The 19,905-nt window shown below is 61.8% G+C and carries 19 protein-coding genes and 1 other RNA gene; 16 read left to right on the top strand and 4 right to left on the bottom strand.

What is annotated here, in order from left to right; genetic code table 11:
• Positions 1 to 149: 149 nt before the first annotated feature.
• Entirely contained in the window at positions 150 to 767 is a 618-nt protein-coding gene (locus tag BM019_RS04175) for a glutathione S-transferase N-terminal domain-containing protein (protein WP_007928460.1), read from the top strand.
• A gap of 16 nt (positions 768 to 783) precedes the next feature.
• Positions 784 to 1,200: a ClpXP protease specificity-enhancing factor gene (locus tag BM019_RS04170; protein WP_062824693.1), complete on the top strand. Its 417-nt coding sequence runs from the start codon at positions 784 to 786 to the stop codon at positions 1,198 to 1,200.
• Between the two features lie 55 nt (positions 1,201 to 1,255).
• Here BM019_RS04170 and BM019_RS04165 read toward each other — a convergent pair whose 3' ends face one another.
• The 4 genes from BM019_RS04165 to BM019_RS04150 all read right to left on the bottom strand — a co-directional run bounded on the left by BM019_RS04165 (position 1,256) and on the right by BM019_RS04150 (position 4,714).
• Positions 1,256 to 1,834, bottom strand: coding sequence for a BON domain-containing protein (locus tag BM019_RS04165; RefSeq protein WP_007928462.1), 579 nt, complete (start codon positions 1,832 to 1,834; stop codon positions 1,256 to 1,258).
• Positions 1,831 to 2,424 carry a phosphoheptose isomerase gene (locus tag BM019_RS04160; RefSeq protein ID WP_092417681.1) on the bottom strand — a complete coding sequence of 198 codons (594 nt, stop codon included), beginning with the start codon at positions 2,422 to 2,424 and terminating at the stop codon, positions 1,831 to 1,833. The genes BM019_RS04165 and BM019_RS04160 overlap by 4 nt, the downstream gene beginning before the upstream one ends.
• 107 nt (positions 2,425 to 2,531) lie before the next feature.
• Complete coding sequence (locus BM019_RS04155) at positions 2,532 to 2,903, bottom strand: YraN family protein (RefSeq protein WP_007928464.1); 372 nt, start codon at positions 2,901 to 2,903, stop codon at positions 2,532 to 2,534.
• Entirely contained in the window at positions 2,903 to 4,714 is a 1,812-nt protein-coding gene (locus BM019_RS04150) for a penicillin-binding protein activator (RefSeq protein ID WP_092417680.1), read from the bottom strand. Before BM019_RS04150 ends, BM019_RS04155 begins: the two co-directional genes overlap by 1 nt.
• Before the next feature lie 237 nt (positions 4,715 to 4,951).
• Here BM019_RS04150 and rsmI point away from each other — a divergent pair, with 237 nt between their 5' ends.
• The 14 genes from rsmI to BM019_RS04080 all read left to right on the top strand — a co-directional run bounded on the left by rsmI (position 4,952) and on the right by BM019_RS04080 (position 19,901).
• On the top strand, positions 4,952 to 5,806 hold the full coding sequence (gene rsmI, locus BM019_RS04145; RefSeq protein ID WP_175510587.1) for a 16S rRNA (cytidine(1402)-2'-O)-methyltransferase: 855 nt from the start codon (positions 4,952 to 4,954) through the stop codon (positions 5,804 to 5,806).
• Positions 5,807 to 5,879: 73 nt separating this feature from the next.
• Positions 5,880 to 6,233: RNase P RNA component class A (rnpB, locus tag BM019_RS04140), an RNA gene on the top strand.
• A 308-nt stretch (positions 6,234 to 6,541) separates the two neighbouring features.
• Complete coding sequence (gene mraZ, locus BM019_RS04135) at positions 6,542 to 6,997, top strand: division/cell wall cluster transcriptional repressor MraZ (RefSeq protein ID WP_003205355.1); 456 nt, start codon at positions 6,542 to 6,544, stop codon at positions 6,995 to 6,997.
• A 2-nt stretch (positions 6,998 to 6,999) separates the two neighbouring features.
• Positions 7,000 to 7,941, top strand: a complete 942-nt coding sequence (gene rsmH / locus BM019_RS04130) for a 16S rRNA (cytosine(1402)-N(4))-methyltransferase RsmH (RefSeq protein ID WP_085985108.1) — start codon at positions 7,000 to 7,002, stop codon at positions 7,939 to 7,941.
• Positions 7,938 to 8,231 carry a cell division protein FtsL gene (ftsL, locus tag BM019_RS04125; RefSeq protein WP_009050721.1) on the top strand — a complete coding sequence of 98 codons (294 nt, stop codon included), beginning with the start codon at positions 7,938 to 7,940 and terminating at the stop codon, positions 8,229 to 8,231. Before rsmH ends, ftsL begins: the two co-directional genes overlap by 4 nt.
• Positions 8,231 to 9,955: a peptidoglycan D,D-transpeptidase FtsI family protein gene (locus BM019_RS04120; RefSeq protein ID WP_164485859.1), complete on the top strand. Its 1,725-nt coding sequence runs from the start codon at positions 8,231 to 8,233 to the stop codon at positions 9,953 to 9,955. The genes ftsL and BM019_RS04120 overlap by 1 nt, the downstream gene beginning before the upstream one ends.
• Positions 9,955 to 11,418, top strand: coding sequence for a UDP-N-acetylmuramoyl-L-alanyl-D-glutamate--2,6-diaminopimelate ligase (locus BM019_RS04115; protein WP_009045515.1), 1,464 nt, complete (start codon positions 9,955 to 9,957; stop codon positions 11,416 to 11,418). The genes BM019_RS04120 and BM019_RS04115 overlap by 1 nt, the downstream gene beginning before the upstream one ends.
• Positions 11,411 to 12,778, top strand: a complete 1,368-nt coding sequence (gene murF, locus BM019_RS04110) for a UDP-N-acetylmuramoyl-tripeptide--D-alanyl-D-alanine ligase (protein WP_009045514.1) — start codon at positions 11,411 to 11,413, stop codon at positions 12,776 to 12,778. The genes BM019_RS04115 and murF overlap by 8 nt, the downstream gene beginning before the upstream one ends.
• Positions 12,778 to 13,860 (top strand): phospho-N-acetylmuramoyl-pentapeptide-transferase, encoded by a 1,083-nt coding sequence (gene mraY, locus BM019_RS04105; protein WP_007928475.1) that lies wholly within the window; start codon positions 12,778 to 12,780, stop codon positions 13,858 to 13,860. Before murF ends, mraY begins: the two co-directional genes overlap by 1 nt.
• 5 nt (positions 13,861 to 13,865) lie before the next feature.
• Positions 13,866 to 15,212, top strand: coding sequence for a UDP-N-acetylmuramoyl-L-alanine--D-glutamate ligase (gene murD, locus BM019_RS04100; RefSeq protein ID WP_007928476.1), 1,347 nt, complete (start codon positions 13,866 to 13,868; stop codon positions 15,210 to 15,212).
• Between the two features lie 2 nt (positions 15,213 to 15,214).
• Positions 15,215 to 16,426 carry a putative lipid II flippase FtsW gene (gene ftsW / locus BM019_RS04095; protein ID WP_169914962.1) on the top strand — a complete coding sequence of 404 codons (1,212 nt, stop codon included), beginning with the start codon at positions 15,215 to 15,217 and terminating at the stop codon, positions 16,424 to 16,426.
• The gene (gene murG, locus BM019_RS04090; protein ID WP_009045512.1) at positions 16,416 to 17,486 is read left to right on the top strand and encodes an undecaprenyldiphospho-muramoylpentapeptide beta-N-acetylglucosaminyltransferase; all 1,071 of its coding nucleotides are present in this window, start codon (positions 16,416 to 16,418) and stop codon (positions 17,484 to 17,486) included. Before ftsW ends, murG begins: the two co-directional genes overlap by 11 nt.
• Positions 17,479 to 18,936, top strand: a complete 1,458-nt coding sequence (murC, locus tag BM019_RS04085) for a UDP-N-acetylmuramate--L-alanine ligase (protein ID WP_062824699.1) — start codon at positions 17,479 to 17,481, stop codon at positions 18,934 to 18,936. Before murG ends, murC begins: the two co-directional genes overlap by 8 nt.
• Positions 18,933 to 19,901 (top strand): D-alanine--D-alanine ligase, encoded by a 969-nt coding sequence (locus BM019_RS04080; protein WP_085532330.1) that lies wholly within the window; start codon positions 18,933 to 18,935, stop codon positions 19,899 to 19,901. Before murC ends, BM019_RS04080 begins: the two co-directional genes overlap by 4 nt.
• Positions 19,902 to 19,905: the final 4 nt, after the last annotated feature.

Raw genomic sequence — 19,905 nt, 5'->3', positions numbered from 1 at the left:
AAGCTGTAATTCATTGCTGTTAATCGTGCGCGCCCAAGGGCGTCTCTGAAGGTGTAACGAGTCTGGATCATCCAGGCGTTACGGGAGGCGCCCTCTGGGCGCGCTCGTTTTTCTGCTTCCGATAATTTCAACAAGCGAGGAGGACCGCCATGGGCGTGACCAATCGGTTGGCCTGTTACTCCGACCCCGCCGACCACTATTCCCACCGGGTACGTATCGTGCTCGCAGAGAAGGGTGTCAGCGCCGAGATCATCAGTGTGGAGGCGGGGCGTCAGCCGCCGAAGCTGATCGAAGTGAACCCTTACGGCAGTCTGCCCACCCTGGTCGATCGTGACCTGGCGTTGTGGGAGTCGACCGTGGTGATGGAATATCTGGATGAGCGTTACCCGCACCCGCCACTACTGCCGGTTTACCCTGTGGCGCGTGCCAACAGCCGTCTGCTGATCCACCGGATCCAGCGTGACTGGTGTGGGCTGGTGGATCTGATCCTGGATTCCCGGACCAAGGAAGCCGCTCGGGCTCAGGCTCGCAAAGAGCTGCGCGAGAGCCTGACCGGCGTTTCGCCGCTGTTCGCGGAGAAGCCGTTTTTCCTCAGTGAGGAACAAAGTCTGGTGGATTGCTGCCTATTACCAATACTCTGGAGGCTACCGATCCTGGGTATTGAATTGCCACGGCAAGCCAAGCCGTTGCTTGATTACATGGAGCGCCAGTTCGCCCGTGAGACGTTCCAGGCAAGTCTGTCTGGCGTCGAACGCGACATGCGCTAAGGCTTAAGGAGCCGCTATGAACTCCAGTCGACCTTATCTGGTCCGCGCGCTCTACGAGTGGATTGTGGACAACGATTGCACCCCGCATATGCTGGTCAATTCCGAATACCCGGCGGTGCAGGTGCCTCAGGGTTTCGCCAGTGACGGACAGATCGTCCTGAATATTTCGCCGAGTGCCGTGCGCCATTTGCATATGGATAACGAGGTGGTGACTTTCGAGGGGCGCTTCGGTGGCGTCCCGCATAGCTTGTACGTCCCTGTGCCGGCGATCCTGGGCATTTACGCCCGGGAGAATGGTCAGGGCATGGTGTTCGATCTGGAGTCGCCCGTGGATGATGAGGACGATGAAATCGAGCCGGATGATGATATTCCACCACCGGATAGCGAGCCGCCGCGTCCAAGCGGTCGACCCAGTCTGAAGGTCGTGAAGTAATAAAAAAGGCGATCCATCCGGATCGCCTTTTTTGTGCCCGTACCTTTCGCCTGCATCAGTCGATGTATTCAAACAGTTTGACGATTTTCTGCACGCCGGAAACGCCCTGTACCAGATTGGTCGCCTGGGTGGCTTCCTGTTGGGTCAGCAGGCCCAGCAGGTAGACGATGCCGTTTTCCGTCACGACCTTGATGCGCGAGCCCGGAATGCTGGCATCGGTCAGCATCTGGGTCTTGATCTTGGTGGTCAGCCAGGCATCGTTCTGCCGGGCCAGCAGGGAAGAGGGCGGCAGAACCTGCAGTTCGTTGTGGACCTTCTTCACCCGTTGCACGGCGCTGGCGGCCTGCTCGGCGAGTGTCTTGAGGTCGGCGCGCGGGGTCTGGCCGGCCAGCAGGACGATACCGTTGAAACTGGTCACCACGATGTGCGAATTGTGGTCCAGGTCCGGACTGGCCTTGGCGACGTTCACTTCGACTTTGGTCTGGATCAGTGAGTCATCGATCTTGCTGCCGAAGGTGCGGGTGCCGCGGTCATCTTCGATCGGGCTTTCGCGGGTGGCAGTAATCACCGAGCTGCAACCGCTGATGCTCAAGGCTAGGGTCAGGGCCAGTAGGCCAAGGCGATTAGGGGTCATTCTTCACTCCCGAACAGTTGGCTGTCGATCAGGTCGCAGAGGCAGTGGATCGCCAGCAGGTGGACTTCCTGGATACGTGCAGTGACATTGGCCGGTACGCGAATCTCGACATCTTCCGGCAATAACAGGGATGCCATGCCGCCGCCATCGCGACCGGTCAATGCTACGACAGTCATTTCTCGATCATGTGCGGCCTGGATCGCTTGAATAATGTTCGCCGAGTTGCCGCTGGTGGAGATCGCCAGCAGGACATCGCCGGGCTGGCCCAGGGCGCGAATCTGCTTGGAAAAGACTTCGTTGTAACTGTAGTCGTTGGCGATCGAGGTGATCGTCGAGCTGTCGGTGGTCAGCGCAATGGCTGGCAGGCTCGGGCGCTCGCGCTCGAAACGGTTGAGCAGCTCGGAAGAGAAGTGCTGGGCATCGCCGGCCGAGCCGCCGTTGCCACAGGAAAGCATTTTCCCTTCGTTGAGCAGGGCGTTGACCATGACCTGGCTGGCTTGCTCGATGTGCGGTGCAAGTACGTCCATCGCCTGCTGCTTGGTGTCGATACTGGCCTGAAAAAGCTGGCGAATTCGGGATTGCATGTCCATCTGTGTGACCTTAAGTGGCGCGGCTTTCTGGCACATGAATGTGCTGCCCGCAAAGCAAAGAGCAAAAATGTTGAGTGAAAATGTCCGGCTCGGCCCGAGAGCGTCGATCAGCTTTCAAAGGCATTCCGTAGCCAGTTCAAATGAGTGGTCGTGCCTGGGGCGCTGTCTATGGCGACCACATCGAAACGGCAAGGGTGGTTGGACCAGCGCGACTCGCGCTGCAGGAAAAACTGTGCGGCGAGTATCAGTTTCTGACGCTTGCGTGCGTCGATACTGCCCAGTGCGCCACCCCATTGCGTGTGTTGTCTGTAGCGGACTTCGACGAATACTACTGTATCGCCGTCAAGCATGACCAGATCAAGCTCGCCGCGTTTGCACAACCAGTTCTGCGCCAACAGGCGCAGCCCCTGTTGTTCAAGATGCCGGAGCGCTTGGGCTTCGGCATCCTGACCGCTTTGCTGGCGTGATCGTTGTGGCATTAGCGCTGGGTGTCAGGCAGGCGAGTGATCTGGCCGCTGACGAACTCGGCCCATGGCAGCTGGCGTTGAACACGCTGGCTCGGGCTCATGGTCAGGCTGCCCGACAGGCCTTCGATGCGGCTGTCCGGCAGGGCTTTGAGTTGCCCCAGGCGTGGTGCCAGGCGGTAGGCGTCGGCGCCCATCGCATACAGTCGGCCCAGGCTACCGCCAGCTTGTGGCCATTGCGCGGCTACCTGCTGGCGCAGTGGGTCATTGGCATCCAGCAGCCAGGGAGTTTCGCAGAAGCGTACGCCGTTCATGTCGTTGTACTGGTTCTGGTCGCCGCTGGCGCTGAAAACATGGGAGGTGGCATAGACAGGTACATCGCCGGCGTACTGAAAGTTCAGGGTCGGCTTGATCTGTTGTGCCTGTTGCGGAGTGGACGCGAGGAAAATGAACTCGATGTCCTGGCGGCGCGAAGGTTGCGCGGCCACTTGAGTGCCGGCGGCATTCTGCAGGCTCTTGGCGCGGGCTTCGCTCTGGCGCAGTTGGAACAGGTCGGCAATCTGCTGGGCCAGGGCTACCGGCTGATCGACGCGTTCGATACCGACCACACTACCGCCATTGCTTTCCCAGTCCTGACGGAAAGCCTTGAGCACACGATCACCCCATTCGCCGCGTGGCACCAGGACCGCAGCGCGGTGCAGGCCGTCGGCGCGGGCGCGGCGGGAGACTTCGCGAGCTTCGTCTTCGGCGGCCAGGCCGAACTGGAACAGTTGTGCGGGGCCTTGTTCGCCTTCGCTGTAGTTCAGCGCCAGGGTGGTGATAGGCAGTTGCGGGCGCGCGGCGAGCTGTTTGACCAGTGGTTTTTCCAGTGGGCCGACGACCAGTTGCACGCCATCTGCCTGGGCCTTGCGATAGAAGTCATCCAGCGAAGTCAGGCGCGAGCTGTCATAGAACTCGATGCTGGGTGGTTTCTGGCCGGCTTGCTGGGCCTGATAGTGCGCGGCCATGAAGCCATCGCGCAGGGCCTTGGAGACCGCGGCCAGCGGGCCGTCCTGCGGCAACAGCAGGGCGATCTTGGACAGCGGCTGGCTGGCCAGCTCCTTGAGTTTGGTCAGCGGCAGCGGCAGCTGAATGGCAGCCGGATGCTTGGGGTTCTGTGCGCGCCAGTTGTCGATGGCGGCCTGCTGTTGTTCCAGGGTGCTGGCGGTCTTCACTGCCAGCGCCAGGCTCATCCAACCGCCCAGGTCATCGTTGCTGACGGCTTGCAGTTGATCGGTCGGCAGGCTGGCAATCAATGCCCAGATGGCTTCGTGGTTCTTGCTCGCGGCGTCGTCCTTGAGCAGTGGCGCAATGAAAATGCGCTCCCGTGCCGCGGCGAGGGCCTGGCCGTCAGCCTCTAGTGCGCGAGCGTGGACAGTGCCGGTGCGGATCTGCTGCTCTTCCGGCAGTTCGCTCAGGCGTTGCAGGCTCGGGTGGCTCAGGGCAGTCAGGGCGGCCTTTGGCTGGTTGCGAGTCATGGCCAGTTCGGCGGCCAGGGTGCTGGCGAAAACCTGCTGGCCGGGCTTGAGTTGCTCCATCGGCACTTGTTGCAGGATTTGCGCGGCCTGGCCGGCGTTGCCCTGGCGATAAGCCAGGTCGGCAGCGCTCAAGCGCAGCAGGGCTGCCTTGTCGGGTGTTTTGCTGTTGGCGGCCTGTTCGAGCAGTTGCTCGATGCTGGCATCCGGGGTCCGTGGAAGTTCGCCAAGGCTGGAGGAGGGCGAGCTGGCGCAAGCTGCCAGGAGGGCAGCAAGGCATAAGGCAGAGAACAGCCGCAGGCAAGCGATCATGTAAGTGTTCCTGATACTCGATCAAATTAGCGTGGAATTGTACCCAAGCACTGGCCGGGGCGCGATGTTACTGGCAATAAACCGTCTATTTTAGGTCGAGCAAATGTTGCAGTGCTTTAGAGCGGCTGGCGCTGTCGCAGGCGTGAGGTGCCTGCGACACGCATTCCGAAGGCTTCTACGCGCTACAATGGCGCTTTTACCGATCAAGAGGTGTGCGCTTTGACTGCTCCAGGTCCTTTGAATTCCGCTGCTGGCTCGCTTTATGTGGTGGCGACGCCCATCGGCAACCTGGACGACATCAGTGCCCGGGCCTTGAAGATCTTGCGTGAGGTGGCGCTGATCGCCGCCGAAGACACGCGTCACTCGCAACGCTTGATGCAGCACTTCGGGATTTCCACACCGCTGGCCGCCTGTCATGAACATAACGAACGGGATGAAGGCAGCCGTTTTCTGACCCGTCTGTTGGCGGGAGACAGCGTTGCGCTGATTTCCGATGCGGGCACGCCGTTGATCTCCGATCCGGGTTACCACCTGGTGCGTCAGGCGCGTGCGGCGGGTATCAATGTCGTTCCTGTTCCTGGGGCTTGCGCTCTGATTGCGGCCTTGTCGGCGGCGGGGTTGCCTTCCGATCGTTTTATTTTCGAGGGCTTTTTGCCGGCCAAGGCGGTAGGGCGGCGCGGGCGTCTTGAGCTATTAAAGGAAGAGCCGCGCACGCTGATTTTCTATGAGGCGCCACACCGTATTCTCGAGTGCTTGCAGGATATGGAGTCGGTGTTCGGTGGCGAGCGTCCGGCATTGCTGGCCCGGGAGCTGACCAAGACCTTTGAAACCCTCAAGGGGCTGCCGCTTTCGGAGTTGCGGGCTTTCGTCGAGGCAGACAGCAATCAGCAGCGCGGCGAATGCGTGGTGCTGGTAGCGGGATGGTCAGCACCGGAGAGCGACGAGGCTGTGAGCAGTGAGGCGATGCGGGTTCTCGACCTGCTGCTCAAAGAGATGCCGCTCAAGCGTGCCGCGGCATTGGCGGCGGAAATTACCGGCGTGCGCAAGAATGTGCTTTATCAAGTGGCGCTGGATAAACAGAAAGGCGAGTAAACGCGATCGGCGGAATGGCAAAGGGCTTTTATCACTTGTTCTTCCGCCGCTCTGCCGTTAACCTGCGCGGCGGAGAGTCGATTGGACAGTCGCTGCCCTCTATGAAAATTAGAGGGGGGAGGAAAGTCCGGGCTCCATAGGGCGGAGTGCCAGGTAATGCCTGGGAGGCGCGAGCCTACGGAAAGTGCCACAGAAAATAACCGCCTAAGCACTTCGGTGCCGGTAAGGGTGAAAAGGTGCGGTAAGAGCGCACCGCACGTCTGGCAACAGTTCGTGGCTAGGTAAACCCCACTCGGAGCAAGACCAAATAGGGTTCCAAGGCGTGGCCCGCGCTGGAACCGGGTAGGTTGCTAAAGATGTCCAGTGATGGCCATCGTAGAGGAATGACTGTCCTCGACAGAACCCGGCTTACAGATCGACTCTCCACCTTTTCCCTCCCTGCTTGAATCAATAGCAGAAGCGCTTTTGTAATACCGAAAAGATCTTACTCTTAACAAATTACTTTAACTTCGCGATACAGCTTCTTGAGCTGATTGAAGTTATTGCGCCAAATCCTTCGCCAAATTCCCGTTACCCCTCCTTTTAGTCTCCTAAATCTCCGTTCTATAAGGCTTTTCCGTCGCTCCGTGCCTTGACGGTGTGGTGGGCGCATTCCTATAGTGTGCGCAAGTGGCGGAAAGTGGCATGAAGTGGGTTTTTTGGACGTAAAACGCTAAAATTTGGAGAAACGCTGACGTGTTTCGCGGAGCTAACGCTATCAGTCTCGACGCAAAGGGCCGTCTCGCCATGCCGAGCCGGTACCGTGACGAGCTCGTTTCGCGTAGTTCCGGGCAACTTATCGTCACTATTGATGCCGTTGATCCGTGTTTGTGTGTCTACCCCCTCGATGAGTGGGAAATTATTGAAACCAAGCTGCGCGCGCTGCCTTCGCTACGTGAAGAAAACCGTCGCTTGCAGCGTTTGCTGATTGGTAATGCCGTCGACCTCGAACTCGATGGCAGTGGTCGTTTTCTGGTTCCGCCGCGTCTGCGCGAATATGCCAAGTTGGATAAGCGCGCAATGTTGGTAGGCCAACTGAACAAGTTCCAACTGTGGGACGAGGATGCCTGGAATGCTGTTTCCGCAGCGGACCTGGCAGCTATTCAACAACCGGGCGCGATGCCTGATGAACTGCGTGATTTGATCCTGTGACTATTGATAGCGGCTTTAACCACATCACCGTACTGCTTGACGAAGCCGTCGAGGCTCTCGCCGTACGTCCTGATGGCTGCTATCTGGATGGCACCTTCGGTCGCGGTGGTCATAGTCGTCTGATCCTCAGCAAGCTCGGGCCGGATGGCCGGCTGCTCGGATTCGACAAAGATCCTCAAGCGATTGCCACCGGGCAAGCGCTAGCGGCCGAAGACGGCCGCTTTGTCGTTGTGCAGCGCAGCTTTGCCGAGCTGGGTTCGGAAGTGGCCGAGCGCGGCCTGGATGGCAAGGTCAGCGGCGTGCTGCTCGACCTGGGTGTGTCTTCGCCGCAGCTCGACGATCCTGAGCGCGGCTTCAGTTTTCTCAATGATGGTCCCCTGGATATGCGCATGGACCCGTCCCGCGGCATCAGCGCGGCGGAGTTCGTCAACACCGCGCCGGTGGAAGAAATCGCCCGTGTATTCAAGGAATACGGCGAAGAGCGTTTCTCCGGTCGCATGGCCCGCGCCGTGGCTGAGCGCCGCGACATCAAGCCGTTCGAACGCACCGCCGACCTGGCGGAAGTCTTGAAAGTCGCCAACCCGGCCTGGGAAAAGGGCAAGAACCCGGCAACCCGTGCGTTCCAAGGGCTGCGCATTCATGTCAACAACGAACTGGGCGATCTGGAAGCCGGCCTCGAAGCCGCGCTGGAATGCCTGGAGGTCGGTGGCCGTCTGGTGGTCATCAGTTTCCACTCGCTGGAAGACCGCATCGTCAAATTGTTCATGCGCAAGCTGGTGAAGGGCGAGGCGGACAACCTGCCTCGCAACCTGCCGGTGCGCCACGTGGCTTTCGAGCCGAAAATCAAAGTCCATGGCAAAGCGCAGACGGCCTCCGATGCCGAGCTCAAGGCCAACCCGCGTGCCCGTAGTGCTGTCATGCGCGTTGCGGAGAAGCTGCGGTGAGCAAGCTTTTCGCCAAGCCACTTCCAGGCGGAAGCTTTTTCATGCTTCTGCTGTTCATCGGCGTCCTGGTGTCCGCGATTGCGGTGTCCTATAGCGCCCACTGGAATCGCCAACTGCTCAACACGCTGTACGGCGAGTTGAGTGTGCGTGACAAGGCACAAGCGGAGTGGGGCCGGCTGATTCTCGAGCAAAGCACCTGGACCGCCCATAGCCGGATCGAAGTGCTGGCCACCGAACAGCTGAAAATGCGCATTCCCGGCGCGGCAGAAGTCCAGATGGTGGCGCCATGATGAAGCTTGAAGGCGCACTCTTCCCCTGGCGGTTCCGCCTGGTGCTGGGCTTGCTCGGCATCATGGTGGCGGCGATCGCCTGGCGCATCATCGATCTGCAGGTCGTCGATCGCGACTTCCTCAAGGGGCAGGGCGATGCGCGCAGCGTTCGGCATATACCGATTCCGGCTCACCGTGGCTTGATCACCGACCGTAACGGCGAGCCGCTGGCAGTCAGTACGCCGGTGACCACCCTATGGGCCAACGCCAAGGAAATGCAGCTGGCCAAGGACAAGTGGCCGGCATTGGCTGCTGCCTTGGGGCAAGATCCCAAGGCGCTGGCCGAGCGCCTTGAGGCGCAAGCCAATAAAGAATTCATCTACCTGGTGCGCGGCCTGACGCCCGAGCAGGGCCAGCAAGTTCTCGATCTCAAGGTGCCGGGGGTGTATGGCATCGAAGAATTCCGGCGCTTCTACCCGGCCGGCGAAGTGACCGCGCACATGGTCGGCTTTACCGACATCGACGATCGCGGCCGCGAAGGGGTCGAACTGGCTTATGACGAGTGGCTCGCCGGAGTTCCGGGCAAGCGCCAGGTCATCAAGGACCGGCGCGGCAGACTGATCAAGGATGTTCAGGTCACCAAAAACGCCAAGGCCGGCAAGCCCTTGGCGTTGTCGATTGACCTGCGCCTGCAATACCTGGCCAACCGCGAACTGCGCAACGCCATCGTCGAGAACGGCGCCAAGGCTGGCAGCCTGGTCATCATGGATGTGAAGACCGGCGAGATCCTGGCCATGGTCAACCAGCCGACCTACAACCCGAACAACCGTCGTAACCTGCAACCGGCGATGATGCGCAACCGCGCCATGATCGACGTGTTCGAGCCGGGTTCGACCATGAAAGCCATCTCCATGAGCGCGGCGCTGGAAACCGGCCGCTGGAAACCGAGCGACACCGTCGAGGTTTATCCAGGCACGCTGCAGATCGGCAAGTACACCATTCGCGACGTCTCCAAGAGTGAAGGCGCGGTGCTCGACCTGACCGGGATTCTGATCAATTCCAGTAACGTCGGCATGAGCAAGATCGCCTTCGATATCGGTGGCGAAGCCATCTTCCGCCTGGCCCAGAAAATCGGTCTCGGCCAGGACACCGGCCTCGGCTTCCCGGGCGAGCGAGTCGGCAACCTGCCGAACTATCGCGAGTGGCGCAAGGCCGAGACCGCCACGCTGTCGTACGGCTACGGCATCTCGGTGACCGCGATCCAGCTGGTTCACGCCTTCTCGGCCCTGGCCAATAACGGTCGCATCGCTCCGCTGACTCTGATCAAAACCGACAGGACTCCGGAAACCACCCAGGTGATTCCGGAAAAAGTTGCCAAGACCATGCAAGGCATGTTGCAGCAGGTGATCGAGGCGCCGCGTGGCGTGTTCCGTGCCCAGGTGCCGGCTTATCACGTGGCAGGCAAGAGTGGTACCGCGCGTAAGACTTCGGTCGGTACCAAGGGTTATGCCGAGAACTCCTACCGCTCGCTGTTTGCCGGTTTCGGCCCGATGAGCGATCCGCGCTACGCCATCGTCGTGGTGATCGACGAACCGAGCAAGGCCGGTTACTTCGGTGGTCTGGTATCGGCGCCGGTGTTCAGCAAAGTGATGTCCGGCACCCTGCGTCTGATGAATATCTCGCCGGACAACCTGCCACCTACCCAACAAGCCAATGCGGCGCCAGCTAAAGGAGGGCGCGGCTGATGTCTCTTAGCCTGAACAAGATTTTCGCCCACGCTGGTCGTGATCTGCTGATTCGCGAACTGACCCTGGACAGCCGCAATGTGCGTGCCGGCGATCTGTTTCTCGCGGTTCCTGGCGGCAAGTTCGATGGTCGTGCGCACATCGCTGATGCCTTGCAGCGCGGTGCGGCCGCCGTGGCTTATGAAGTCGAAGGCGCGACCGTCCTGCCGATTACCGACGTACCGCTGATTCCGGTCAAAGGCCTGGCGGCGCAGTTGTCGGATATCGCCGGGCGTTTTTATGGCGACCCGAGCCGCAACCTCAACCTGATCGGGGTGACCGGTACCAACGGCAAGACCAGCGTGACCCAGTTGGTGGCGCAGGCACTCGATCTGCTGGGCCAGCACTGCGGCATTGTCGGCACCCTCGGCAGCGGTTTTTATGGCGCGCTGCAAAGCGGCATGCACACCACGCCGAACCCGATTGCCGTGCAGGCCACCCTGGCCGACCTGAAAAAGGCCGGCGCCAAGGCCGTGGCGATGGAAGTGTCGTCTCATGGTCTCGATCAAGGGCGGGTCAGTGCTCTGGCCTTCGACGTGGCGGTGCTGACCAATCTGTCTCGCGACCATCTGGATTATCACGGCACCATGGAAGCCTACGGCTCCACCAAGGCCAAGCTGTTCGGCTGGACCGATCTGGGGTGCCGGGTCATCAACCTCGACGATGAGTTCGGTCGGCTGCTGGCCAGTGACGAACAGGATTCGCGGTTGATTACCTACAGTCTCGAGGATCCACGGGCCTATCTGTACTGCCGCGAAGCGCAATTCGACGACGAAGGCGTGCGTGCAACCCTGGTGACTCCGCAGGGCGAGCATCATCTGCGTAGCACCTTGCTCGGTCGTTTCAACCTGAGCAACGTGCTGGCCGCTGTCGGCGCCTTGCTCGGCCTGGATTACGCCCTCGATGAAATCCTTAACGTACTGCCGAAACTGGAAGGCCCGGCCGGTCGCATGCAGCGCCTGGGTGGTGGTTCGCAACCGCTGGTGGTGGTCGATTACGCCCACACCCCGGATGCCCTGGAAAAGGTACTGCTGGCCCTGCGTCCCCATGCCAAGGGCCGTTTGCTGTGCCTGTTCGGCTGTGGCGGCGATCGCGATCGCGGCAAGCGTCCGCTGATGGCGGAAGTGGTCGAGCGCCTGGCCGACGGCGTTCTGGTCACCGACGACAACCCGCGTACGGAAGATCCGGCGCAGATTTTCGACGACATTCGTGCCGGCTTCAGGGCCGTGGACAAGGTCGAGTTCGTTTCCGGTCGCGGCCTGGCCATCGCCCAGTTGGTCGCCGGCGCTTCGGCGGACGACGTGATTGTCCTGGCCGGTAAAGGTCATGAGGACTATCAGGAAATCAATGGCGTGCGTCTCGACTTCTCCGACCTGGTGGAAGCCGATCGAGCGCTGACCGCGTGGGAGGTGGCCCATGCTTAAGGCCCTGAAACTCAGTGAACTGAGTGGACCGCTGGCGGGTCGCCTGCTGGCTGGCGATTGCAGCTTCGATGGCGTGAGTATCGACAGCCGGGCGATCAAGCCGGGCCAACTCTTTATTGCCCTGGCCGGCCCACGTTTCGACGGGCACGACTACCTGAATGAAGTCGCCGCCAAAGGCGCCGTCGGCGCCCTGGTCGAACGCGAAGTGCCAGACAGCACGCTGCCGCAGTTGCTGGTCAGCGATACCCGGCAGGCCCTCGGCCAACTGGGGGCGTTGAATCGCGCGGTTTTCACCAAGCCGGTAGCGGCGATTACCGGCTCCAGCGGCAAGACCACAGTCAAGGAAATGCTTGCGAGCATCCTGCGCACGCGCGGGCCGGTGCTTGCCACACGCGGCAATCTGAACAACGACCTGGGCGCGCCCTTGACCCTGCTGGAACTGGCCCCGGAGCACACCGCGGCCGTGATCGAGCTGGGGGCTTCGCGCATCGGCGAAATTGCCTACACCGTGGCGATGACCAAGCCGCAGGTCGCCATCATCAATAATGCCGGTACCGCCCATGTTGGCGAGTTTGGCGGGCCGGAAAAAATCGTCGAGGCCAAGGGCGAGATCCTTGAAGGGCTGGATGCTTCCGGTATCGCCGTGCTCAATCTCGACGATAAGGCCTTCCCGATCTGGAAAGCCCGCGCCGCTGGCCGTCAGGTGCTGAGTTTTGCCCTGACCAACAATGCCGCCGACTTTTACGCCTCGGATATCCAGCGCGATGCCCGTGGCTGCCCGAACTTCACCCTGCACGCGGGCAACGGTTCCGAGCGCGTCCAGTTGAACCTGTTGGGTACCCATAACGTTGCCAATGCCCTGGCCGCCGCCGCCGCCGCGCATGCCCTGGGCGTGTCGTTGTTCGGCATCGCCACCGGGCTCAACGCGGTGCAGCCGGTCAAGGGCCGCACTGTCGCCCAGCTGGCGAAAAACGGTATGCGGGTAATCGACGACACCTATAACGCGAACCCCACGTCAATGTGCGCGGCCGTTGATATACTCGCCGGCTTTTCCGGTCGCACCGTCCTGGTGCTCGGAGATATCGGCGAGTTGGGCGATTGGGCGGAGCAGGGGCACCGCGAAGTGGGTGCTTATGCCGCCGGCAAGGTATCGGCGCTCTATGCCGTGGGCCCGATGATGGCCCACGCGGTCGCCGCCTTTGGTGAGCACGCCCGACACTTCGCCAGCCAGGCCGAGCTGATCGCAGCCCTGGGCGCCGAGCAAGATACAAACACCACTATTTTGATCAAGGGATCGCGCAGCGCGGTGATGGAAAACATCGTCGCGGCTTTGTGTGGTTCCAGCACGGAGAAACATTGATGCTGCTGCTGCTAGCGGAGTACCTGCAACAGTTCTACAAAGGCTTCGCGGTCTTTCAGTACCTGACCCTGCGCGGGATTCTCGGGGTACTGACTGCACTGGTGCTGTCCTTGTGGCTGGGGCCGTGGATGATCCGCACTCTGCAGACCCGTCAGATCGGCCAGGCCGTGCGTAACGACGGTCCGCAATCGCACCTCTCCAAGTCGGGTACTCCGACCATGGGCGGCGCGTTGATTCTTTCGGCCATCGGTATCAGCACCCTGCTGTGGGCCGACCTGAGCAACCGTTATGTGTGGGTGGTGTTGCTGGTCACCCTGTTGTTCGGCGCCATTGGCTGGGTCGATGACTATCGCAAGGTGATCGAGAAGAACTCCCGTGGTCTGCCGAGCCGCTGGAAGTACTTCTGGCAGTCGGTATTTGGCCTGGGCGCGGCGATCTTCCTGTACGTCACCGCGCAAACTCCGGTCGAAACCACCTTGCTGATCCCCATGCTCAAGGACGTCAGCATTCCGCTGGGCATCGGCTTCGTGGTCCTGACCTATTTCGTGATCGTCGGCTCCAGTAACGCGGTCAACCTGACCGATGGCCTCGACGGCCTGGCGATCATGCCGACCGTGATGGTAGGCGGCGCCCTGGGCATCTTCTGCTACCTGTCGGGTAACGTGAAATTCGCTGAGTACCTGCTGATTCCTTACGTTCCGGGCGCGGGTGAACTGATCGTGTTCTGCGGCGCGCTGATCGGCGCCGGGCTCGGTTTCTTGTGGTTCAACACCTACCCGGCACAAGTCTTCATGGGCGACGTCGGCGCGCTGGCGCTGGGCGCGGCCCTGGGCACCATCGCGGTGATCGTTCGCCAGGAAATCGTCCTGTTCATCATGGGCGGCGTGTTCGTGATGGAAACCCTGTCGGTGGTCATTCAGGTGGCCTCCTTCAAATTGACCGGTCGTCGTGTCTTCCGCATGGCGCCGATTCACCACCACTTTGAACTCAAGGGCTGGCCCGAGCCGCGTGTGATCGTCCGTTTCTGGATCATCACCGTGATTCTTGTGCTGATCGGCCTTGCCACCCTGAAGCTGAGGTAGAACGAGTGTCTCTGATCGCTTCTGACCACTTCCGCATCGTTGTCGGCCTCGGCAAGAGCGGCATGTCCCTGGTTCGCTTCCTGGCGAACCGGGGCGTGTCGTTTGCCGTCGCCGATACGCGGGAAAATCCACCGGAACTGGCCACGCTGCGCCGTGACTATCCGCATGTGGAAGTGCGTTGTGGCGAGCTGGACGTCGACTTCCTGTGCCGCGCCGACGAGCTCTACGTGAGCCCCGGCCTGGCCCTGGCGACCCCGGCCCTGCAAGCCGCCGCCGCCCGTGGGGTGAAACTCTCCGGCGATATCGAGCTGTTCGCGCGTAACGCGAAGGCGCCGATCGTCGCCATCAGCGGTTCCAACGCGAAAAGCACCGTGACCACCCTGGTGGGGGAAATGGCCGCGGCGGCGGGCAAGCGGGTCGCCGTGGGCGGCAACCTGGGTACGCCGGCCCTGGACCTGCTCAGCGACGATGTCGAGCTGTATGTCATGGAACTGTCCAGCTTCCAGCTGGAAACTACCGACCAGTTGGGGGCCGAAGTGGCCACCGTGCTGAACATCAGCGAAGACCATATGGACCGCTACAGCGGGCTGCCGGCGTATCACCTGGCCAAGCACCGGATCTTCCGTGGCGCTCGGCAAGTGGTGTTCAACCGCCAGGATGCCCTGACCCGGCCATTGATCGGTGAAGGCCTGCCGTGCTGGACCTTTGGCCTGAGCAAACCCGATTTCAAGGCGTTCGGCCTGCGTGAAGAGAATGGCGAGAAATACCTGGCCTTCGAATTCCAGAACCTGATGCCGGTGCGCGAGCTGAAGATCCGTGGCGCCCATAACCAGTCCAACGCCCTGGCGGCGCTGGCCCTGGGGCATGCGGTCGGCCTGCCGTTCGATGCCATGCTCTCGGCCCTGCGCACCTTCGCCGGCCTCGAGCACCGCTGCCAGTGGGTTCGCGACCTGGATGGAGTGGGTTATTACAACGATTCCAAGGCCACCAACGTGGGTGCCGCACTGGCGGCCATCGAAGGCCTGGGCGCGGATATCGAAGGCAAGATCGTGCTGATCGCCGGTGGCGACGGCAAGGGTGCCGAGTTCAAGGACCTGCGCGATCCGGTGGCGGCCAACTGCCGAGCTGTGATCCTGATGGGCCGCGATTCCGACAAGATCGGCGAGGCCATCGGCGATGCCGTGCCGCTGATTCGTGTCGGCTCCCTGGTCGACGCCGTGGCGCAATGCCGTGCCGCCGCCCAGTCCGGCGACGTGGTGCTGCTGTCGCCTGCCTGCGCCAGTTTCGACATGTTCAAGAATTACGAAGACCGTGGTCACCAGTTCGTCCGCGCCGTGGAGGATCTGGCATGAACCTGAGAGACATCATCAAGCCTTATCCATCGCCGATCATCACCGGGCGCGGCGTCGACCTCGACTTCCCGATGCTCGCCGGCTGCCTGACGCTGCTCGGCCTCGGGTTGATCATGATCGCCTCGGCCTCCACCGAAGTGGCGGCGGTGCAATCGGGCAGCGCGCTGTATTACATGATTCGCCACCTGATCTACGTGGTGCTGGGCCTGGGTGCCTGCATCGTCACCATGATGATTCCGATCGCCACCTGGCAACGCCTGGGCTGGATGATGCTGCTCGGTGCCTTCGGTTTGCTGGTGATGGTGATCATCCCGGGGATCGGCCGCGAGGTGAACGGTTCGATGCGCTGGATCGGCTTCAGTTTCTTCAACGTCCAGCCTTCCGAGATCGCCAAGGTGTTCGTGGTGATCTACCTCGCCGGTTATCTGGTGCGTCGCCAGAAAGAAGTGCGCGAAAGCTGGATGGGCTTCTTCAAGCCATTCATCGTGCTGTTGCCGATGGCTGGCCTGCTGCTGATGGAGCCGGACTTCGGCGCCACCGTGGTGATGATGGGGGCCGCGGCGGCGATGCTGTTCCTCGGCGGGGTCGGGCTGTTCCGTTTCTCCTTGATGGTGGTCCTGGCGGTCGCGGCGGTGGTCCTGCTGATTCAGATGCAACCCTATCGAATGGCGCGCCTGACCAACTTTGCCGACCCTTGGGCTGACCAGTTCGGCGCGGGCTACCAGTTGTCCCAGGCCTTGATCGCTTTCGGCCGTGGCGAATGGCTGGGCGTTGGCCTGGGCAATAGCGTGCAGAAGCAGTTCTACCTGCCGGAAGCCCACACCGACTTCGTGTTCTCGGTCCTGGCCGAAGAGCTGGGTGCCGTGGGTTCCCTGTGCACGGTGGCGTTGTTCGTCTTCGTCTGTATCCGTGGCATGTACATCGGCCTGTGGGCCGAGAAAGCCAAGCAGTTCTTTGCCGCCTATGTCGCTTATGGCCTGTCGTTCCTGTGGATCGGCCAGTTCCTGATCAACATCGGGGTGAACGTCGGCCTGCTGCCGACCAAAGGCCTGACCTTGCCGTTCCTCAGTTATGGCGGCAGTTCGTTGGTGATCTGCTGCGCCTGTCTTGGCCTGTTGCTGCGCATCGAGTGGGAGAGTCGGACCCACCTGGGCAGCGAAGAGATGGAGTTCAGCGAGAGCGACTTCGCCGAGGAGCCAAGCCATGGGCGCTAACGTGCTGATCATGGCCGGTGGCACCGGCGGTCACGTGTTCCCGGCGCTGGCCTGTGCCCGCGAATTCCAGGCGCGCGGTTATACCGTGCACTGGCTCGGCACCCCGCGCGGCATCGAAAACGAACTGGTGCCGAATGCCGGCCTGCAGCTGCACCTGATCAACGTCAGCGGCCTGCGTGGCAAGAGCAAGCTGTCGCTGCTCAAGGCGCCATTCGTGCTGCTCAAGGCGGTGCTGCAGGCGCGCCGGATCATTCGTCAGCTCAAGCCGGTCTGCGTGCTGGGCTTTGGCGGTTATGTGACCGGCCCTGGTGGCGTCGCGGCAAAACTGTCCGGCGTGCCGGTGATCGTTCATGAACAGAACGCGGTCGCCGGTACCGCCAATCGGCTGCTGGTGCCGTTGTCGGCCCGAGTCTGCGAAGCTTTCCCGGACACCTTTGGTGCCTCCAGCAGCCGGCGTACCACCGGCAACCCGGTGCGCACCGAGCTGTTCCTCGATACACCGCGCGAGGCCCTGGCCGGACGCAAGGCGCGTTTGCTGGTCCTGGGTGGAAGCCTGGGAGCAGAGCCGTTGAACAAGTTGCTGCCTGAAGCCCTGGCGCTGGTCTCCCCCGAGCTGCGTCCGGAAGTGTTTCATCAGGCCGGCAAAAACCACGATGAAGTGACTGCAGAGCGCTATCGCGCCGCCGGCGTCGAGGCGCAGGTGCAGCCGTTCATCAAAGACATGGCCCAAGCCTACGGCTGGGCTGACCTGGTGGTCTGTCGCGCAGGCGCGTTGACCGTCAGTGAACTGGCTGCCGCCGGTCTGCCTTCGATGCTCGTGCCTTTGCCTCACGCCATCGACGATCACCAGACCCGCAATGCCGATTATTTGGCTCGTGAAGGCGCTGCCTTCCTGATGCCGCAAAGAACGACTGGCGCAGCGGACCTTGCCGCTCGCCTGACAGAGGTTTTGATGCAACCGGAACGACTCAACAGCATGGCCGACGCCGCACGTCGCCTGGCCAAACCCGATGCCACCCGTAGCGTGGTCGATATCTGCCTGGAGGTGGCCCATGGTTGAGAATCAGAAAGCCATGCCACAACCGGAAATGCGCCGTATCCGTCGCATCCACTTCGTCGGTATCGGCGGCGTGGGCATGTGCGGGATCGCCGAAGTACTGCTGAACCTGGGCTACCAGGTTTCCGGCTCCGACCTCAAGGCGTCGCCGGTCACCGAGCGCCTCGAGTCCTTTGGTGCGCAGATCTTCATCGGCCACCGTGCCGAGAACGCCGCCAACGCCGATGTACTGGTGGTGTCCAGCGCCGTGAATACCTCCAACCCGGAAGTGGCCACCGCCCTGGAACGCCGCATCCCGGTAGTGCCGCGCGCGGAAATGCTCGCCGAGCTGATGCGCTACCGCCACGGCGTCGCCGTTGCCGGTACCCACGGCAAGACCACCACCACCAGCCTGCTGGCCTCGGTGTTCGCCGCCGGTGGCCTGGACCCGACCTTCGTCATCGGTGGCCGGCTGAATGCAGCTGGGACCAATGCACAGTTGGGCACCAGCCGCTACCTGATCGCCGAAGCCGATGAAAGCGATGCCAGCTTCCTGCACCTGCAGCCGCTGGTGGCCGTGGTGACCAACATCGACGCCGACCACATGGCGACCTACGACGGTGACTTCAACAAGCTGAAGAAAACCTTCGTCGAATTCCTGCACAACCTGCCGTTCTATGGCCTGGCCGTGCTGTGCCTGGACGACCCGGTGGTGCGCGAGATCCTGCCGCAGGTCAAGCGTCCGACCGTCACCTACGGTTTCAACGAAGGCGCCGACGTGCGCGCGATCAATGTACGCCAGCAGGGCATGCAGACCTTCTTCACCGTGCTGCGTCCCGATCGCGAGCCGTTGGATGTCTCGGTCAACATGCCGGGCAACCACAACGTGCTGAACGCCCTGGCGACCATCTGCATCGCCACCGACGAAGGCATCAGCGATGAGGCCATCGTCCAGGGCCTGTCGGGCTTCCAGGGCGTGGGACGTCGCTTCCAGGTCTACGGCGAACTGCCGGTGGACGGCGGCAACGTGATGCTGGTGGACGACTATGGCCACCACCCGACCGAGGTCGCGGCGGTGATCAAGGCCGTGCGCGGTGGCTGGCCTGAGCGCCGCCTGGTGATGGTCTACCAGCCGCACCGTTTCAGCCGCACCCGCGACCTGTACGACGATTTCGTCCAGGTGCTGGCGGACGCCAACGTCCTGTTGTTGATGGAAGTCTATCCGGCGGGCGAAGAGCCGATCCCGGGGGCGGACAGCCGTCAGCTGTGCCACAGCATCCGTCAGCGCGGTCAGCTGGACCCGATCTACATCGAGCGTGGGGTCGACCTTGCGCCGCTGGTCAAGCCGCTGCTGCGTGCCGGCGACATCCTGCTGTGCCAGGGCGCCGGTGATATCGGCGGCCTTGCGCCGAAGCTGTTGAACAGTCCGTTGTTTGCGGGTGCCGTGCCTGCCGGTCAGGGGAAGTCGAAATGACCGCCGCCTACGCCTCTCTGTTTTCGACCCTCGCGCCGAAGGATTTTGGCCGGGTCGCCGTGCTGTTCGGCGGCAAGAGCGCCGAGCGCGAAGTCTCGCTGAAGTCCGGTAACGCCGTGCTCGAAGCCTTGCTGAGCGCCGGTGTGGACGCCTTCGGCATCGACGTCGGTGACGACTTCCTGCAGCGCCTGCTGAACGAGAAGATCGATCGCGCCTTCATCATCCTCCACGGTCGTGGCGGCGAAGACGGCAGCATGCAGGGCCTGCTGGAATGCCTGGGGATTCCCTACACCGGCAGCGGCATCCTGGCTTCGGCGCTGGCGATGGACAAACTGCGTACCAAGCAGGTCTGGCACAGCCTCGGTATTCCGACGCCACGCCACGCCGTACTTGGCTCCGAGGCCGATTGTATTTGCGCGGCTACGGAACTGGGCATGCCTTTGATCGTCAAACCGGCGCATGAAGGTTCCAGTATTGGTATGGCCAAAGTGACATCCGCGTCCGAACTGATCGACGCATGGAAAGCGGCCAGCACCTACGACTCGCAAGTCTTGGTTGAACAATGGATTCAAGGTCCGGAGTTCACCATCGCCACGCTGCGCGGCCAGGTATTGCCACCGATCGCCCTGGGCACGCCCCACACGTTTTACGACTACGACGCCAAGTACCTGGCTTCCGATACCCAGTACCGGATTCCGTGCGGCCTCGACAGCAATAAAGAGCAGGAGCTCATGGACCTCACGGCGAAAGCCTGCGGGGCGCTCGGTATCGCCGGTTGGGCGCGTGCCGACGTGATGCAGGACGCCGATGGCCAGTTCTGGTTCCTGGAAGTGAATACCGCTCCCGGCATGACCGATCACAGCCTGGTTCCGATGGCGGCCCGTGCCGCCGGTCTGGATTTCCAGCAGTTGGTTCTGGCCATCCTGGCGGAGAGTGTCGTCAGTAACGCAGAGCCGCGAGGTTAAGGCC

It is taken from the genome of Pseudomonas sp. NFPP07 (assembly GCF_900115645.1).
Classification (GTDB): domain Bacteria; phylum Pseudomonadota; class Gammaproteobacteria; order Pseudomonadales; family Pseudomonadaceae; genus Aquipseudomonas; species Aquipseudomonas chlororaphis.
Note: the sequence above shows the minus strand (reverse complement) of the source record. Positions and strands in the feature narration are given on the sequence as shown.

What these genes read in the sequence shown, in the direction of transcription:
- BM019_RS04175 (WP_007928460.1), top strand. Translation starts at nt 150, where the DNA reads ATGGGCGTGACCAATCGGTTGGCCTGTTACTCCGACCCCGCCGACCAC.
- BM019_RS04170 (WP_062824693.1), top strand. Translation starts at nt 784, where the DNA reads ATGAACTCCAGTCGACCTTATCTGGTCCGCGCGCTCTACGAGTGGATT.
- BM019_RS04165 (WP_007928462.1), bottom strand. Translation starts at nt 1,834, where the DNA reads ATGACCCCTAATCGCCTTGGCCTACTGGCCCTGACCCTAGCCTTGAGC.
- BM019_RS04160 (WP_092417681.1), bottom strand. Translation starts at nt 2,424, where the DNA reads ATGGACATGCAATCCCGAATTCGCCAGCTTTTTCAGGCCAGTATCGAC.
- BM019_RS04155 (WP_007928464.1), bottom strand. Translation starts at nt 2,903, where the DNA reads ATGCCACAACGATCACGCCAGCAAAGCGGTCAGGATGCCGAAGCCCAA.
- BM019_RS04150 (WP_092417680.1), bottom strand. Translation starts at nt 4,714, where the DNA reads ATGATCGCTTGCCTGCGGCTGTTCTCTGCCTTATGCCTTGCTGCCCTC.
- BM019_RS04120 (WP_164485859.1), top strand. Translation starts at nt 8,231, where the DNA reads ATGAAGCTTGAAGGCGCACTCTTCCCCTGGCGGTTCCGCCTGGTGCTG.
- BM019_RS04115 (WP_009045515.1), top strand. Translation starts at nt 9,955, where the DNA reads ATGTCTCTTAGCCTGAACAAGATTTTCGCCCACGCTGGTCGTGATCTG.
- murF (WP_009045514.1), top strand. Translation starts at nt 11,411, where the DNA reads ATGCTTAAGGCCCTGAAACTCAGTGAACTGAGTGGACCGCTGGCGGGT.
- mraY (WP_007928475.1), top strand. Translation starts at nt 12,778, where the DNA reads ATGCTGCTGCTGCTAGCGGAGTACCTGCAACAGTTCTACAAAGGCTTC.
- murG (WP_009045512.1), top strand. Translation starts at nt 16,416, where the DNA reads ATGGGCGCTAACGTGCTGATCATGGCCGGTGGCACCGGCGGTCACGTG.
- murC (WP_062824699.1), top strand. Translation starts at nt 17,479, where the DNA reads ATGGTTGAGAATCAGAAAGCCATGCCACAACCGGAAATGCGCCGTATC.
- BM019_RS04080 (WP_085532330.1), top strand. Translation starts at nt 18,933, where the DNA reads ATGACCGCCGCCTACGCCTCTCTGTTTTCGACCCTCGCGCCGAAGGAT.